The sequence below is a fragment of the Bacillus sp. SIMBA_005 genome (assembly GCF_046535585.1).
In the GTDB taxonomy this organism is placed as follows: Bacteria; Bacillota; Bacilli; order Bacillales; family Bacillaceae; genus Bacillus; species Bacillus pumilus.
In genome coordinates, this window is record NZ_JAWRWI010000774.1 from 1 (window position 1) to 254 (window position 254).

Genomic DNA, 254 nt, shown 5'->3' on the forward strand with positions numbered 1-254 from the left:
TGACTCTCACCGAGATCCTGCCCACGATGCGATTGAGCATCCCGTCCCCGCTCGCCGTCGACTCCTGGCCCGTGCACACCCAGGCGACCGTCTCCGACGTCGTCGTCGCGGGCGTCTCGCTCATCAGGCTCGCCGAGGTCAGCGGCACCCCTGCCGTACTCACCGGGGACCTTCCTCGTCCGGGGCGACCGCGCGAGCGCGCACTCACCGGCGGGACCGACGTGACCGTGCTGGTCTTCCGCATCCCGCTGCGC

1 protein-coding gene is annotated in these 254 nt (G+C 71.3%); it reads left to right on the plus strand.

The genetic code is table 11. From position 1 onward, the window contains the following. Positions 1-254 (plus strand): hypothetical protein (locus SB660_RS22170; protein ID WP_410584622.1); only part of this gene is annotated, 254 nt, incomplete at both ends.